Genomic DNA, 16641 nt, shown 5'->3' with positions numbered 1-16641 from the left:
CGTAATGTCTTTGTCTTATATCCGCCTTGACCTAGGAGCCGCAGCTGGACAAACGGGCGCTTCCGCCTTTGTTATACCTTCTATTTGAAAGTTTTATCCAATGTTGGTATGATATTGGTATACTTAGATCATCTGGAAGGAGATGAATACTTATGGATTTTAACCTATTTATGCAGGACATTGTAGATAAAGCCAGAGAAGAAGTAACTTCTGTGGGGTATGAAGAACTGAAGACTCCTGAAGAAGTTGACGCAGCAATGAAACAGAATGGTACAGCAATGGTTATGGTAAATTCAACATGTGGTTGTGCAGGAGGAGTAGCCCGTCCGGCAGCAGCAAACGCTGTTCATTATGATAAGCGTCCGGAGCACCTGTATACAGTATTTGCGGGACAGGACCGGGAAGCCACATCCAGAGCTCGAGAGTACTTTGAAGGATATGAACCATCTTCTCCATCCTTTGCATTACTTAAAGATGGAAAGATTTTAAAAATGGTCGAGCGTCATGAAATTGAATCTTCAGAGCCTCATGAAGTTGTCAACCAGCTGCAGAACCTGTTTGATGAATATTGTGAAGAAGTATAAAGGTGATGGTTAACAGCCATCCCTTTTTCTTTTGTTGAGGAGTAAACGGCTTATAGATACCAAATAATAGGTAAGAAAAAAATAAACAAAAGGGGTCAACTTTGCAGTGAAAATTGGCTACCGAACATTAAAAACAGCAATTGGTACACCGATTGCTATCTTCATCGCACAATTACTTCAATTGGAAAACTATATCTCTGCGGGTATATTGGTTATTTTATGTATTAAAGTGACGAGAAAACGCTCTGTGCTGGCTTCCTGGCATCGTTATGCAGCCTGTCTGTTAGCCATGGTATTCAGTTTTGCTGTCTTTGAACTACTTATTGGCTATCATCCAATTGCTATTGGAATTTTGCTGTTATTATTTATACCTGCCACAGTCAAATTAAAAATTACTGAAGGTATTGTAACGAGTTCAGTTATTATTTTGCATTTATATGGTTCTAATTCCATTACCTTAGATTTGATCTGGAATGAAGTTGTGTTAATTTCTGTCGGAATAGGAACGGCATTAATCCTGAATTTATATATGCCTTCCCTTGAGGATAATTTAAAGAATATGCAACAAAGAGTGGAAGAGAACTTTAGAATCATTTTAAAAGAAATTGCCAGGTTTTTAGAAACAGGCGATGAGAGCTGGACAGGAAAAGAGTTTAATGAAGCTGCCAATGATCTTGAAAAGGCGAGTGCTTTAGCCTACCAGGATGTTGAAAATCATTTATTACGAAGCCATCATACGTATCATTATTACTTTCGTATGCGTTCTAAGCAATTCGAGGTATTGGAAAGAATGCTCCCGCTGATTAGCCGGATTTCCAGTGTAAATGATCAGGCAAAAGAAATGGCTGGTTTTTTTGATGATTTGGCAGAGGGTATTCACCCTGGGAACACGGCGCATATTTATTTAGATAGATTGAAGAAATTACGTGAAACGTTCAGACATACAGAGCTGCCAAAAACAAGAGAAGAATTCGAAGTTCGTGCCAGTTTATTTACCTTGTTAAACGAAATTGAACAATACCTGATTATTAAAAAACATACAAAACACATTTTAAAATAAACAAAAGCCCTTATCGTTTTTAGTGAAAACGTTAAGGGCTTGTTTTTTTCCGGAGTACTTAGGTTAACCACATTCCTGCACCGGCAAGCAATGAGCTTAAAAGCATGGCAATAACCATTAAATATATAACGACTTTCATACGCTTTTCTCTTTTTGACTTTTTCGGTTTCGTTTGAACAGCTGTATTTTGATTATTCTTTTTCTTCTTCGCTTTTGCCATTCTTTTCGTCCCCCTTACATAATCCTTCTTATATTTTACAGTGAAACGGCAGAAAGGACAAGATGTGACTCTGAAAAATGGTCCTGCTTCAGGTATATAATTATTGAAAGGTGAGTTAATTTTTAGAAAATTAACTTGACAGTCAAAAAATGAATATATAGAATCGAATTAACTAAATTATTTGATTTTTCAGGGAAGTGAGCATGTTGTCATTACGTGAACGAAAAGCCGCAAAGAAAAAGAAAGAGATTATTCAGTCAGCCGTGAGCATCATTGGCGAAAGAGGCTTTCATGCGACAACAATGGAGGAGATTGCTTCAAAGCTGCTGATGACAAAAGGATCTGTATATTACTACTTTAAGGATAAGCAGGACCTTCTTTACCAGAGCCAAAAAATGCTTTTGGAGCAGAGCATACATAATATAGAAACCATCATAGAGGAAAAAAGTGAATTACAGGAAAAATTGCATAAAGTGTTAACGCTTCATGTTGAATATCTGCTGAAAGAGCGCACTGGTTTTGAAATTGGCGCCAAGCCTGAACAGTTGTTTTCCGGTGATCCGTTAAAAGAAATTCTGTCCCTGCGTGATCAATATAGTCGTTATATTGACCAGCTTATTCTGAAAGGTATTGAGGCAGGAGTCTTTCAAAATGTAAATGTAAAAATTGTTCGCAATCTTATTCTGGGGGCATTAAATTCGGTCATTGAGTGGTACTCCTTTGAGGGACAAAAAAGTAAAACAGAAATAGCTGATCTGATTAGTGATTATTTGCTTCGTATCCTGAAAAAGGGTTCTTCACAGCCATAACTATTCAGAAAAATGAAAGAGATTACAGAGAGAGGGGAGAATGCTTATGAGAGAAGCGGTGATTGTAGAAGCAGTAAGAACTCCTGTAGGTAAACGTAACGGACTATTAAGCGGGATTCGGGCAGATGAACTGGCTGCAAAACCGCTTAAGGAAGTGGTGAAAAGGGCTGGGATTTCAGCAGAACTGATAGATGACGTCATCTTAGGCTGTGTATCCCAGGTCGGCGAACAGGCGCTGGATATAGCCAGAATATCCGCGTTAATGGCTGACTATCCCATGGAGGTTCCAGGTACAACCATTGATCGTCAGTGCGGTTCCAGCCAGCAAGCTGTACATTTTGCTGCACAGGCTATTTTAAGTGGAGATATGGATATCGTCGTGGCAGGTGGTGTGGAAAGTATGTCACGGGTTCCTATAGGCTCGAATCGTCTGGATGCTGACTTTAGTGAGGAATTGACTTCTAAGTATGAAATGATCCATCAGGGCTTATCCGCTGACCGAATTGCAGAGAAATGGGAATTTAGCCGTAAGGAGCTCGATGAATTTTCTCTGGAAAGTCATCGAAAGGCCGTACAGGCGAGAAAAGAGGGACGGTTTGATAAGGAGATTATGCCATTAGAAGTAAACCTCCCAGATGGAACTTCTGCAGCTATGAAAGATGATGAAGGACCGAGAGAGAATACAAGTCTGGAGAAGCTGAGTTCTTTAAAGCCATCCTTTAAAGAAGAAGGGAATATTACAGCAGGGAATTCCAGTCAGATAAGTGACGGGGCAAATGCAATTCTTATGATGTCCAGAGAAAAAGCAGAGGAACTGGGATTAAAACCGCGGTTTCGTGTCGTTGCCAGATCCGTAACCGGTTCTGATCCGACCCTTATGTTAACAGGACCTATCCCCGCGACGGAAAAGGTATTGGAAAAAGCCGGGCTATCGATTCATGATATTGATTTATTTGAGGTGAATGAGGCCTTTGCTTCCGTTCCGTTGGCGTGGCTCAAGGAAACCGGAGCAGATCCGGATAAATTAAATGTGAGTGGAGGGGCCATTGCTTTAGGGCATCCATTAGGGGCCAGCGGAGGACGCTTGATGATTACGTTATTGCATGAACTGGAAAGAACAGGCGGTCGATATGGACTGCAGACGATGTGCGAAGGTCATGGAATGGCAAATGCAACCATTATAGAAAGACTGGATGAACAGTAAAGCGAAGACAATCCGGAAGACTTAGCAGGACAAAGAAATGCTTAGGTGTTCACACGGACATAGGAAATAAGAGTAAGGGGGACAGATAGTGCCATTAAAATCGATTCGTGTTCTCGACTTAACACGATTATTACCTGGTCCATACTGTACGATGCTGTTAGCCGACTTTGGCGCTGAAGTCATAAAGGTTGAGGATCCAATGATGGGGGATTATGCCAGAGCTTATGAGCCAAAAATTGATGAGAAAAGCGCCTTTTTTCATTCTCTGAACAGAAATAAAAAAAGCATCTGTTTAAATTTAAAAAGTCCTGAAGAAAAGCAATACTTTCTACGCTTAGTGGAAGAAACCGATATCGTTGTGGAGTCCTTTCGACCCGGTGTGATGGAAAAACTGGGTCTGGATTATCAAACCCTAAGGGATATTAACCCGGGATTAATTTACTGTTCCATTACAGGTTATGGGCAAACAGGTCCTTATAGGGATAAACCAGGTCATGATATTAATTATATAAGCTATGCCGGTTTATTAAATTTGATGGGGGAGCGAGATGGAAAGCCCGTCGTCCCTGCAGCTCAAATCGCGGATATTGGTGGAGGTGCACTGCCTGCAGCAATTGGCATATTACTTGCTTTAATTGAAAGAGGAAAGTCAGGAAGAGGGCAATTTGTTGATATCTCTATGCTAGATGGAGTTCTATCCTGGCTGCAAATACTGCTTCCTGGATACTTAACAAACCATATCGAGCCGGAAAGGGGCAAACAGACGTTAAGTGGTGCCCTTGCCTGCTATGAAGTTTATCAAACAAAGGATGATCGCTGGTTGTGTCAGTCCGGTTCATACCTTTAATGAAGTGATTGCCAGCCCGCAGGTTTCAGCCCGGCAAATGCTTCAGAATATTCCTCAGCAAACGAATTCCGTTCAGCACCCAGGTATACCGATAAAGCTATCTGAAACACCAGGTACAATTCGATCGCAAGCGCCTGAACATGGAGAGCATACAAAGCAAATTTTATGTCAATTCGGTGTGAAAAAGAAATAAACTTATAGAAAGGTGATTGAAATGGTTAATCAGACTGTAAAAGAATTGAGGGGTTCCGTAGATATTCCTGTAATGATTGCCCCTATGTTTTTAATTAATAATCCAAAAATGGTGATTAATGGTTGTGCATCAGGAGTTATTAGTACTTTTCCAGCCTTAAACGCTCGAACTGGTGAAATTTTAGAGGATTGGATGAAGGAAATTACCTCTGAACTTCAACAATTAAAAGAAGAAAACCCTCATCAGAAAATAGGACCTTGGGGAATCAACTTTATTGTACATAGGTCGAATAAACGTTATGTGGAAGATTTAAATTTAATCGAAAAGTATCAGCCGCCAGTCGTGATTACTTCTTTGGGAGATCCGGGACCTGTAGCTGAAATTGTTCATCAATACGGAGGAGTTGTGTTCTCGGATGTGATTAATATTAAGTATGCTGAGAAGGCGATAGAAAAAGGGGCAGATGGTCTTGTTCTTGTTGCCAGTGGTGCAGGCGGGCATGCCGGAACCTTTAATCCGATTTCGTTTGTGCATGAGGTTCGGGAATTTTTTGATGGTCCCATCGCTTTATCAGGCGGAATGACAAAAGGTGAAGATATTCTGGCAACGGAAGTGCTTGGTGCTGATTTTTCCTATATGGGAACCCGTTTTATTCCATCAGTGGAAAGCTCAGCTCAGGATGCTTATAAAGATATGATTGTTGATTCATCCATTGAGGACATTATCTATACAGACGCTTTTAGCGGTGTGAATGCCAATTACCTCGTACCAAGTATTGAAAAGGCAGGTATGGATCCTGCAAATCTTAAGAAAAAAGAAACCATAGATTTCTCGGAATTACGAAATAAGGACGTAAAAGCCTGGAAGGATATCTGGGGTGCAGGTCAAGGAGTGGGTGCCATTAATCGAACCCAGCCTGTTGCGGACATCGTAGAAGAATTAAAAACGGAATATAAAAGTGCTATTGAAAAAGTATCCCGGAAAAAAGAAGAGACCGTGTAATCCGCGTGATTTTGGAGTCCCTATCACCATCTTACTGAAGACAGGGGGGATTTTATGAAAAGACCATTTTTAAAAGAGGAACATGAGATTTTCAGAGAGTCCTTACAGAAGTTTCTGGCAAAAGAAGCCGCTCCTTTCTATCAACAATGGGAACAGGATAAACAGGTTCCGCGATCCTTTTGGAAAAAGGCAGGGGAGCAAGGCTTTTTATGTCCGCAAGTTGACGAAAAGTATGGAGGGTTAAACGCTGATTTCGGTTATTCCGTTGTCATATCTGAGGAATTTGAGAAAATCGGGACGGCTATGACAGGATTTGGCCTTCATAATGATATCGTCATTCCATATATTGAAACATACGGGAATGCGGAACAGAAAAATCGCTGGCTGCCCAAAGCAACAACGGGTGAAATGATTTCCGCAATCGCTATGACTGAACCAGGTGCGGGTTCGGATTTAGCAGCTGTCAAAACAACAGCCATCCGTGATGGTGATGACTACATCATTAATGGGGAAAAAACCTTTATTACAAACGGGCATTCTGCAGATTTAGCCGTAGTGGTATGCAAAACTGATCCTAAAGCATATCCGCCCCATAAAGGGATTAGTCTGATTGTTGTTGAAAGGGGTACGCCAGGTTTTAAACGAGGGAAAAAATTGAACAAAGTCGGTCAGCATGCCAATGATACCAGTGAACTCATTTTTGAAGATGCCCGTGTTCCCGCTGCAAATTTATTAGGTGAAGAAGGAAAAGGGTTCTATTATTTAATGAATCAATTACAGCAGGAACGTTTAATGGTGGCTATACAGACAGTAGCCGGAATTGAAAGAATGCTGGATCTGACGATTGATTATGTCAGAGAGCGGGAAGCCTTTGGCAGAAGGATCAGCAAATTTCAAAACACCCAATTTAAGCTGGCCGAACTGAACACCGAGCTTTCGATTGGAAGAACCTTTGTGGATCGATTAGTGGAAGAGCACATGGCCGGAGAGGAAATTGTTGATGAAGTATCGATGGCAAAATGGTGGACGACAGACCTGGCCCAGAAGGCAGCTGTTGAATGCATGCAGCTTTTTGGGGGCTTTGGGTATATGGAAGAATATGAGATCGCCCGCAGATATCGGGATGTTGCAGTCACTTCGATTTACGCCGGCACCAATGAAATCATGAAAAATATTATTGCGAAAAATATGGGGTTATAACGATATAAGGATGTGAATTTTTAAGGTGCCTCGTTTACATGACGCATTACACTCATGTGAAGAGGCACCTTGGTTTGGTTCAGTTATTTTAAACAAAATGATGCAAGCCCATTTTGACAAATAAAATAGAATAGATTTCCTCTAGTTAATAGGAATTTATGATTTTTTATCGAATTTATTAGGATTAGGACAACGTGAAGGAGGTTCCATGATGAATAAAGATCCTAAACAGGCTCAACAGGAATGGGAAAAAGCGGTTGAAAAGGCTACTCATCGTTTTCCCGAACGAAAAGACTCATTTCAAACCAGTTCTGACATCGAAGTAGAACGATTATACACACCGGAAAATAAAGATGAGAAATATGTAGAAAAATTGGGATTTCCTGGGCAATACCCGTACACAAGAGGGATACAGCCTACCATGTACCGGAGCAGGTTCTGGACCATGCGTCAATACGCCGGCTTTGGTTCTGCAAAGGAAACAAACGAGCGTTTTCGTTATTTGCTGGATCAGGGACAAACCGGCCTTTCTGTGGCATTTGATTTACCTACACAGATTGGTTATGACTCCGACGATCCGATGTCTGAGGGGGAAGTCGGAAAAGTGGGGGTTGCGATTGATACCCTTAAAGATATGGAGGATTTATTAGACAAAATTCCTTTGGATCAGGTCAGTACATCGATGACGATTAATGCACCGGCCTCTGTTTTATTGTGCATGTACATAGCTGTTGGGGAAAAACAGGGGGTTTCTAAGGAAGCATTAACCGGAACGATTCAAAATGACATTTTAAAGGAATATATAGCCAGAGGTACATATATTTTTCCGCCTAAGCCTTCTATGCGTTTGATTACGAATATTTTTGAGTATTGTCAGCAGTATGTGCCTAAGTTTAATACCATCAGCATTTCCGGCTATCATATCCGGGAAGCAGGCTCGACTGCTGTTCAAGAAGTCGCTTTTACACTGGCAAATGGTATGGCCTATGTGGACGCGGCTTTAAACAGTGGACTGGAAGTAGACCAGTTTGCCCCACGTTTAGCTTTCTTTTTCAATGCGCATAACAACTTTTTTGAAGAGGTGGCGAAATTTAGAGTGGCAAGAAGACTATGGGCAAAAATCATGAAGGAACGCTATGGAGCAGAAAACCCGAAAAGCTGGAAGCTCCGTTTTCATACACAGACAGGTGGCTCAACGCTTACAGCTCAGCAGCCGGATAATAACATTGTACGAGTAACTTTACAGGCACTATCAGCTGTGTTAGGCGGAACACAGAGCCTGCACACCAATTCCAGGGATGAAGCCTTGGCTTTACCGACTGAAGAGTCTGCTCGAATTGCGCTTCGTACCCAGCAGATTATTGCTCATGAAAGCGGTGTCGCTGATACTGTTGACCCACTGGCAGGTTCCTATTATGTCGAATCGTTGACAGATCAGATGGAAGAAGAAGTCGAAAAATATTTAGATAAAATTGAAGAGCTTGGTGGCGCTGTACAGGCAGTAGAAGAAGGCTACATGCAACGGGAAATTCATCAGGCTGCCTATGAAACCCAGAAAAACATAGAAAATGAAGAGGAAATTGTTGTTGGTTTGAACGAATTTCAAGTGGACGAAGAGGTTAATCCTGATTTACTTAAAGTGGATGATGAACTGGAGAGCAGTCAAATTCAAAGCCTGCAAAACGTTAAAGAAGAACGCAATCAGGTACACGTAAATCAAGCTTTAAATGACTTGGAAGAAGCAGCCCAAAACACAAATGAAAATCTAATTCCATATATTTTAAATGCCGTCAAAGCCTACGCTTCTGTCGGTGAAATTTGTAATGTTTTAAGACAAGAATTCGGTGAATACGTGGGCTAAACATTGAATAATCATGGATGGAGACAAAAGGGGAGATATACACATGACTAAAAAAATTCGCGCACTGATTGCAAAACCGGGCCTGGATGGACATGACCGGGGAGCACTGATTATTGCGCAGGTTTTACGTGACCATGGGATGGAAGTGATTTATACAGGACTGCGACAGTCACCTGCACAAATTGCACAGGCTGCTGTACAGGAGGATGCAGATGTTGTGGGTCTTTCCTCACTGTCAGGAGCCCACCGGTCGTTGTTTCCTAAAGTAGTCGAGCAATTAAAGGAAAGACAGGCTGAGGATATACCTGTCATTGGCGGTGGTGTTATTCCTGCAGAAGATATTCCTTTTTTAGAAGAAAAAGGGGTTCAAAAGGTATTTACCCCGGGAACACCGACGGAATATATTGCAAATTATATAAAGCAGCTGGTTACGCCGCAAGATATGAAGGGAACGGAGCCTCCTGAGAAGATCTCTCATATCGGAATTGCGGTAAAAAGCCTGGAGAAAACGATGCCCTTTTATGATCAGGTTTTAGGCTTGAAATTGCACGGTGTTGAGAAGGTTCCATCAGAAGGTGTAAAAGTTGCCTTTTTTAAAATCGGGGAAACCTCAATAGAACTATTGGAACCTTTATCGGATGCCTCTCCTATTCATTCATTTATTGAGAAAAAAGGGGAAGGTATTCATCATATAGCTCTTGAGGTAACTGATTTAAGTGAGCGTTTACAGCATTACCGTAATCAAAATATTCCTTTAATCAATGAGGAACCCAAAAAGGGAGCGAATGGAGCAGAGATTGCCTTTCTTCACCCGAAAGCAGCTAATGGCGTATTATACGAACTTTGCAATCACAAGGGGGACTCGTAATGGATATCTTTGATAAAATCAATGAACTCTATGATAAACGGCGATCAGTTGAGCTTGGCGGGGGTGATGAAAAAATTCAGAAACAGCGGGACAAGGGGAAATTGACAGCACGAGAACGGATTGATTACCTACTGGATGAGGGCTCATTTGTCGAGCTTAATCCTTTTATGGAACCACGTACAAGTGATTTCGGCATGAAAGATGCACCTGGTGAAGGCGTCGTAACTGGTTTTGGTAAAATCGACGGGCGTGATGTCTATTTATTTGCCCAGGATTTCACGGTATATGGCGGGGCTCTTGGAGAAATGCACGGGAAAAAGATTGCGGCTGTCATGGATTTAGCCGCTAAAAATGGAACCCCTTTTATAGGTCTGAATGATTCAGGTGGTGCCAGAATTCAGGAAGGCGTCGCATCCTTAGATGGATATGGTCATGTTTTTTACCGAAATTCTATATACTCCGGCGTCATTCCGCAGATTTCTGTCATTATGGGTCCTAGTGCGGGAGGAGCTGTTTATTCCCCGGCCATTACCGATTTTGTCATTATGGTGGAAAAAACCTCAAAAATGTTTATTACGGGACCAAAGGTAATTGAAACTGTAACAGGCGAACAAATCAGCTCCGAGGATTTAGGGGGAGCTAAGGTTCATAATACAAAGAGTGGAAATGCTCATTTAAAGGCTGAAAATGAAGAAGAGGCCCTCGATTGCGTTCGTAAGCTCATGAGTTACTTACCATCTAATTATCAGGAAAAACCTCCAGTTAAAGAAGTAGATGACCAGGAGGAAGATTTACCTGATCTTAATGAAAAAATTCCTTTTGATCCTGTACGTCCATATGATGTACGAACGATTGTAGAAGAAGTAGTGGATCAGGATTCCTTTTTTGAGATTCACCCGGAGTTTGCCAAAAATATTGTAGTAGGATTTGCAAGGGTGAAAGGAAAGCCTGTTGGTTTAGTTTGCAATCAACCTAAATTTATGGCTGGTGGTTTGGATATTGACTCAAGTGACAAAGCTTCAAGATTTATCCGGATGTGTGATGCCTTTAACATCCCTTTGATTACGTTTGAAGATGTCACCGGATTTTTCCCGGGAATTAAGCAGGAGCATGGAGGCATCATTCGACATGGGGCTAAAATTTTGTATGCGTATTCAGAGGCGACTGTACCAAAAATCACGATTATCACACGTAAAGCATATGGAGGGGCATATGTAGCTTTAAATAGTAAATCGATTGGTGCGGATTTAGTGTTTGCATGGCCGAACGCTGAGATTGCTGTTATGGGACCGGATGGCGCGGCTAACATTATTTTTGCCAAAGAAATAAAAGAGAGTGATGACCCTGAGGCGACACGACAGGCAAAAATTGCAGAATACAGGGCGAAATTTGCCAATCCTTATGTTGCAGCCGGGCTTGGTATGGTCGATGATGTCATTGAACCAAGAGAAACAAGACAAGCGCTGATTAAGTCATTGGACATGTTAAAGAATAAAACGGAGGAAAGACCGAAGAAAAAACATGGAAATATGCCATTATAAGTGGTATGAATTGACTTATTCGTTCATTTTATATATTCTTAATCACGCAAAGTAAAGAGTGATAAGGACTAAATTACAAATACTATTTAACAGGAATGGGATTACCTAAGGAGGAAAACAAAATGACAGCAGTCGATCAGGAACGGATTTTGAATGAGTTTTTGGAGCTTGTCCAAATCGACTCTGAGACTAAGCACGAAGAAGAGATTTCCAATATATTAAAAAAGAAATTTTCAGATTTAGGCCTGGAAATCACTGAAGATCAGGCAAAGGAAAAAACAGGTTTTGGTTCAAATAATTTAATATGTACATTAAAAGGTACCAAGCCTGAAGCGGAACCGATTTATTTCACTTCACATATGGATACTGTTGCCCCAGGTAAAGGCGTGAAACCTTCTGTCAAGGATGGGTATATCGTATCTGATGGAACCACTGTCCTGGGAGCGGATGATAAAACAGGGCTTGCAGTGATGTTTGAAGCCATTCGCAATATAAAAGAAAATAACATTGAACATGGAGATATCCAATTTGTCATTACAGTAGGAGAGGAATCGGGATTAGTGGGATCTAAAGCTTTGGATTCTTCACTAGTCAAAGCCAAATATGGGTACGCTCTTGACAGTGATGGTCAGGTAGGGGATGTTGTCATAGCTGCGCCGACCCAGGCGAAGGTTAATGCAGACATTATTGGCAAAAAGGCTCATGCTGGTGTGGCACCTGAAAAGGGAGTTTCGGCTATCACCATTGCTGCAAAGGCTATTGCCAAAATGCCTCTTGGCCGAATTGATGAGGAAACAACTGCTAATATTGGCCGATTTGAAGGCGGCGGGGCTACGAATGTTGTTGCAGACCATGTAGCTATTTCCGCAGAGGCTCGCTCTCTTCAAAAAGAAAAAATGGAAGAACAGGTCGAGAAAATGAAAACGGCTTTTGAAGAAACGGCAGAAAAAATGGGTGGAAAAGCAGAAGTCGAAGTAAAAGTCGCTTACCCGGGATTCAAGCATAAAGAAGACGATCAGATTGTTCAAGTGGTGAAAAGTGCTGCCGAAAAAATTGGTCGTTCAAGTACTCCCCGTAAAAGTGGCGGTGGAAGTGATGCCAATGTTATCTCAGGATATGGGATTCCTACAGTAAACCTTGCTGTTGGTTATGAAGAAATTCATACAACAGATGAACGCATGCCGGTCAGCGAATTGGTCAATGCTGCAGAACTGGTCGCGGCGATTATAGAAGAAGCTGCAAAATAATTGACTGTATAAAAAACAAGTATGTGACATTCTGGTCATGTACTTGTTTTTTGTGGTTTGACCAAATTAAACCTGAAAAAAAATATGTTATAATGAACAAAGAACAAATGTTTTGTAAGCAGGTGTTAGGATGTCAAATCGCTTCCCTACGAAGGGTCGAATTATTTTTCATGTGGATATGAACAGCTTTTATGCCTCAGTTGAAGCGGCTTACAATCCTGATCTTAAGGGAAAGCCTTTAGCGATAGCCGGTAACCCCGAGCATCGAAAAGGGATTATTGTAACCAGCAGTTATGAGGCAAGAGCAAAAGGAGTCAAAACAACAATGCCTTTATGGCAGGCAAAGGAATTATGCCCGGAATTAATTGTAAAAACACCGAACTTTGACCGCTACCGTGAAGCATCACGCAATATGTTTGCTATTTTGGCTGACATCACACCTTATATCCAGCCTGTATCCATTGATGAGGGTTACATGGATATTACGGAATGTGCTGATTTGGGAACACCTTTGGAAATTGCCGAACGGATACAAATGAAAATCAAAGATGAGCTGGATTTGCCCTGCAGTATTGGAATTGCTCCCAATAAGTTTCTCGCTAAAATGGCCTCCGATATGAAAAAGCCAATGGGAATAACCGTTCTCAGAAAACGGGAACTGGAAGAAAAATTATGGCCTTTACCGATTGAAGAGATGTATGGGGTAGGAAAGAAAACCGCTGTAAAGCTGCAAAATTTAAAGATTAATACGATTGGTGACTTGGCTGCCTATGATGTCTATCAGCTGAAAACATTATTAGGGGTCAATGGAGAAAGATTGAAAAATCGGGCCAATGGCTATGACCCAACTCCAGTTGATCCTGATGCAGTCAGTATTTTTAAAAGTATAGGAAATTCACAGACGCTTCCCCATGATACGACTGATGAACGGGAAATTGATCGTCTTTTATATTCCTTGTCTGAAAAAGTCTCTGAACGTATGCAGCGGAAATCTGTGGTTTCAGAAAATATACAGGTGATGATACGTTACCATGACAGGAAGACCATCACCCGCAGTCAACAGCTCCATGATTATGTTGAATTAAAGGATGAAATCTTTAGTATTTCCTCCGAGCTTTTTTATGCCAACTGGAATGGTTCACCTATTCGTTTGTTAGGAGTTACTGCCCAGCAGCTGACCGAGAAGGATGAAATCACAAAGCAGCTCGATTTATTTACCTATGAAAACGAGGCAAAAAATGAAAAGCTGTATCAGGTTGTGGACGATTTATCAGAGAAATATGGAAAAGATGTGTTTAAGAAAACCATGGCTAATGATAACAGGCAGTCTATTTCTACTAGCTTTCAGAAGGATTTTTTAGATGATTTTAAGCATAAGTAGAACCCCATGCTGGTTATAAACCATATACCAATTGGGGTTCTGTTTCGTTATTGATTCGATACTTGTTGTTTAAAGTCTTCTAACTTCTCGGTAACTTCTTCACTTAAGGATTTCATCTTCTCAATATCAGGATTTTCTTTTTGGGCCTCAGCCATTAATGGATATAGGCTTCTCTCGATGTTTGCATAAGCATCAGGATCCAGCTCTTCCACCTGTTTTTCAATCTCATCCCAATTTTTTTCGAGAACTTCTCCTTTTTCATTGATTGTCCTTACCTCATCTGGTGTTTCCTCAATGACTTTCTCTAACTCATCTACAGAAGTGAGCACCGTATCTAAATGAGTGACTAAGTTTCTTTCCTCTTCATTCGCTACCCCAACAGCTTCTGTGTCTTCTGTTTCCATCTGGTGATCACCCGTCTGACTTGGCTGCTCGTTCCCACTTGTGGAAAAGCCGACAAGGATAGCAGCAAGAAGCAGAAGTGTTCCTGTGATGTACAATACTTTATTCATAAATCCACCTCCTATTACCTTTATATCCAGTTTTTCCCCGATACCTATTTTTAAACAAAAAATGACAATTCTTATGTAAGAAGTCACCCTGTTGAATAGGAATATGAAGGTCTTTTTTACCCAATATTTTCTCAATCCTTATTGAAGTAAAGGAAGGTAGGTATTAACGTCTATTTTCTCAATAGTTCAAAAGGATTAATTTATTAAATAATCTTTACAATTTTCGTAATGTTCAAGTATAATACCTTCATTCAGTAAATTTTTATTAGTGATAATTATTAAAATTTACTGACTATTGATCAGTTTTGACAAACAGGGGGTAAAAAGACATGAAGAGAAAAAATTGGCTGCTGTTGCTTTTGCTTGGTCTATTTTTGAGTGTAGTCGCAGCTTGTTCTGACGAAAACACAGAGGAGGCTGGAACTACAGATTCTGAAAGTTCTTCTGATAGTGATGAGGGACAAGTACTTAATTTCACAACAAATGTAGCGATCGCTTCCATGGATCCATCGATTACTACAGATGAGGCCTCATTTAATAACTTATCGGCTACAATGGAAGGTTTGTATCGCTTAGGTGAAGATGGAGAAACCGAACCGGGAATTGCCAAGGAACACAAAGTAAGTAAAGATGGGAAGACCTGGACATTCACATTACGTGAGGATGCGAAATGGTCAAATGGAGATTCTGTAACCGCACATGATTTTGTTTTTTCATGGAGAAGAGCTGTTAATCCGGATACAGGTTCTGAGTATGGCCCGTATATGATGAATGGGGTTATTAAAAATGCAACCGCTGTAAGCAGTGGAGACCTCCCTGTAGAAGATCTTGGTGTTTCTGCAAAAGATGATTATACGCTCGTTGTTGAATTAGAAAATCCAACTCCATACTTTGAATCTTTAACAACATTCGGTACGTTTTTCCCTTTAAATCAATCCTTTGTTGAAGAACAGGGAGAAGATTTTGCATTAAGCGCAGATTCATTACTGTCCAATGGGCCATACAAGATGGCAAACTGGGAAAGCACAAGTACATCATGGGATCTTGTAAAAAATGAAAACTATTGGGATAAAGAAGCCGTTAAAATGGATAAGTTAACCTTTGAAGTCGTAAAGGATCCACAAACAGGTGTAAATTTATATGAACAGGGAAATGTTGACCGAATCGACTTAACTTCATCTCTGGTGGATCAATATCAATCTCATGACGATTATAAGGTGACGCCTGATACCTTTGTTTATTTTATTAAGTTCAATCAAAAAGCGAACGATGTGCTGGCCAATCGCAATATTCGTGCTGCGATGAGCAGAGCATTTAATAAACAGGCTTTGGTTGATGAAATTTTAAATAATGGGTCTATCGTTGCCAATGGCCTTGTTCCTGCTGATTTCACGCCACTTCCTGAAACAGGAGAAGATTTCCGTGCAGCAAATGGAGACCTTGTTACCTACGATGTGGAAAAAGCGAAAGAATTATGGAATCAAGGATTGGATGAACTAGGTAAAGAAGAAATTGAGCTGGAACTCCTGACTGATGATGATGAGACAACAAAATTAATGGTAGAGTACATTGCGAACCAGCTGGAAGAAAATCTGCCTGGACTTACCATTGATTTAAAACGTGTACCGAAAGAACAGCGTCTTGATCTTGATACGAATATGAATTATGAAGTTCAGGTATCCAGATGGGGACCGGATTTCCTTGATCCTTATACGTATATGAATCTATGGACAACAGAGAGTGGAAATAACAACATGGGTTACTCCAACCCTGAATATGACCAGTTGGTAAAAGAAACAGGCACCAAATATGCTCAGGATAATGTTGCCCGTTACGAAAACTTCCTGGAAGCAGAAAAGGTTCTATTTGAAGATGCTGCGATTGCACCTATTTATCAGGCATCAAGAGCACAGCTGGTTTCTCCAAGAGTAGAAGGAGTATACGTAAATCCATTTGGTGCTACGTATGAGTATAAGTATGCAAACGTTGGTTCAGCAGAGTAATCTAAATATATGATTTCAACTGATAAAAGGCTGTATCTCATTATGATGGGATACGGTCTTTTTGCTGTCCAGGAAGGTTTAAAGTAGCAGATTTGTGAATGAAAGAACA

At 40.8% G+C, this 16641-nt stretch carries 16 protein-coding genes; 14 read left to right on the top strand and 2 right to left on the bottom strand.

The genetic code is table 11. From position 1 onward, the window contains the following. Positions 1-146: 146 nt before the first annotated feature. Positions 147-584, top strand: a complete 438-nt coding sequence (locus ACZ5OK_RS10785) for a BrxA/BrxB family bacilliredoxin (protein ID WP_343837734.1) — start codon at positions 147-149, stop codon at positions 582-584. A gap of 106 nt (positions 585-690) precedes the next feature. Continuing rightward, positions 691-1644: an aromatic acid exporter family protein gene (locus tag ACZ5OK_RS10780; protein WP_343836813.1), complete on the top strand. Its 954-nt coding sequence runs from the start codon at positions 691-693 to the stop codon at positions 1642-1644. Between the two features lie 58 nt (positions 1645-1702). Here the strand turns inward: ACZ5OK_RS10780 and prli42 are convergent, their stop codons facing one another. After that, the gene (gene prli42 / locus ACZ5OK_RS10775; protein ID WP_343836811.1) at positions 1703-1864 is read right to left on the bottom strand and encodes a stressosome-associated protein Prli42; all 162 of its coding nucleotides are present in this window, start codon (positions 1862-1864) and stop codon (positions 1703-1705) included. Between the two features lie 203 nt (positions 1865-2067). Between prli42 and ACZ5OK_RS10770 the strand changes: the two genes are divergently transcribed. The 11 genes from ACZ5OK_RS10770 to ACZ5OK_RS10720 all read left to right on the top strand — a co-directional run bounded on the left by ACZ5OK_RS10770 (position 2068) and on the right by ACZ5OK_RS10720 (position 14017). Further along, complete coding sequence (locus ACZ5OK_RS10770; protein ID WP_464758177.1) at positions 2068-2673, top strand: TetR/AcrR family transcriptional regulator; 606 nt, start codon at positions 2068-2070, stop codon at positions 2671-2673. 46 nt (positions 2674-2719) lie between these two features. Then, positions 2720-3877, top strand: a complete 1158-nt coding sequence (locus tag ACZ5OK_RS10765; protein WP_343836807.1) for a thiolase family protein — start codon at positions 2720-2722, stop codon at positions 3875-3877. A gap of 88 nt (positions 3878-3965) precedes the next feature. Further along, complete coding sequence (locus ACZ5OK_RS10760; protein WP_343836805.1) at positions 3966-4724, top strand: CaiB/BaiF CoA transferase family protein; 759 nt, start codon at positions 3966-3968, stop codon at positions 4722-4724. Next, positions 4666-4917, top strand: a complete 252-nt coding sequence (locus ACZ5OK_RS10755; RefSeq protein ID WP_343836803.1) for a CoA transferase — start codon at positions 4666-4668, stop codon at positions 4915-4917. Before ACZ5OK_RS10760 ends, ACZ5OK_RS10755 begins: the two co-directional genes overlap by 59 nt. Before the next feature lie 21 nt (positions 4918-4938). Continuing rightward, entirely contained in the window at positions 4939-5919 is a 981-nt protein-coding gene (locus ACZ5OK_RS10750) for an NAD(P)H-dependent flavin oxidoreductase (protein WP_343836800.1), read from the top strand. Between the two features lie 54 nt (positions 5920-5973). Further along, positions 5974-7119, top strand: coding sequence for an acyl-CoA dehydrogenase family protein (locus tag ACZ5OK_RS10745; protein ID WP_343836798.1), 1146 nt, complete (start codon positions 5974-5976; stop codon positions 7117-7119). A 211-nt stretch (positions 7120-7330) separates the two neighbouring features. Further along, positions 7331-8980 carry an acyl-CoA mutase large subunit family protein gene (locus ACZ5OK_RS10740; protein ID WP_343836796.1) on the top strand — a complete coding sequence of 550 codons (1650 nt, stop codon included), beginning with the start codon at positions 7331-7333 and terminating at the stop codon, positions 8978-8980. Between the two features lie 43 nt (positions 8981-9023). After that, on the top strand, positions 9024-9848 hold the full coding sequence (mce, locus tag ACZ5OK_RS10735) for a methylmalonyl-CoA epimerase (RefSeq protein WP_343836793.1): 825 nt from the start codon (positions 9024-9026) through the stop codon (positions 9846-9848). After that, the gene (locus ACZ5OK_RS10730) at positions 9848-11389 is read left to right on the top strand and encodes an acyl-CoA carboxylase subunit beta (RefSeq protein WP_343836790.1); all 1542 of its coding nucleotides are present in this window, start codon (positions 9848-9850) and stop codon (positions 11387-11389) included. The genes mce and ACZ5OK_RS10730 overlap by 1 nt, the downstream gene beginning before the upstream one ends. Before the next feature lie 122 nt (positions 11390-11511). Beyond that, positions 11512-12636, top strand: a complete 1125-nt coding sequence (locus tag ACZ5OK_RS10725; protein WP_343836788.1) for a M20/M25/M40 family metallo-hydrolase — start codon at positions 11512-11514, stop codon at positions 12634-12636. Between the two features lie 130 nt (positions 12637-12766). Further along, entirely contained in the window at positions 12767-14017 is a 1251-nt protein-coding gene (locus ACZ5OK_RS10720) for a DNA polymerase IV (RefSeq protein ID WP_343836786.1), read from the top strand. Between the two features lie 47 nt (positions 14018-14064). Here ACZ5OK_RS10720 and ACZ5OK_RS10715 read toward each other — a convergent pair whose 3' ends face one another. Then, positions 14065-14529, bottom strand: a complete 465-nt coding sequence (locus ACZ5OK_RS10715; protein WP_343836783.1) for a coiled-coil domain-containing 22 family protein — start codon at positions 14527-14529, stop codon at positions 14065-14067. Positions 14530-14858: 329 nt separating this feature from the next. Between ACZ5OK_RS10715 and ACZ5OK_RS10710 the strand changes: the two genes are divergently transcribed. Then, complete coding sequence (locus ACZ5OK_RS10710) at positions 14859-16532, top strand: peptide ABC transporter substrate-binding protein (protein ID WP_343836781.1); 1674 nt, start codon at positions 14859-14861, stop codon at positions 16530-16532. Positions 16533-16641: the final 109 nt, after the last annotated feature.

It is taken from the genome of Salinibacillus aidingensis (genome assembly GCF_055393355.1).
Note: the sequence above shows the minus strand (reverse complement) of the source record. Positions and strands in the feature narration are given on the sequence as shown.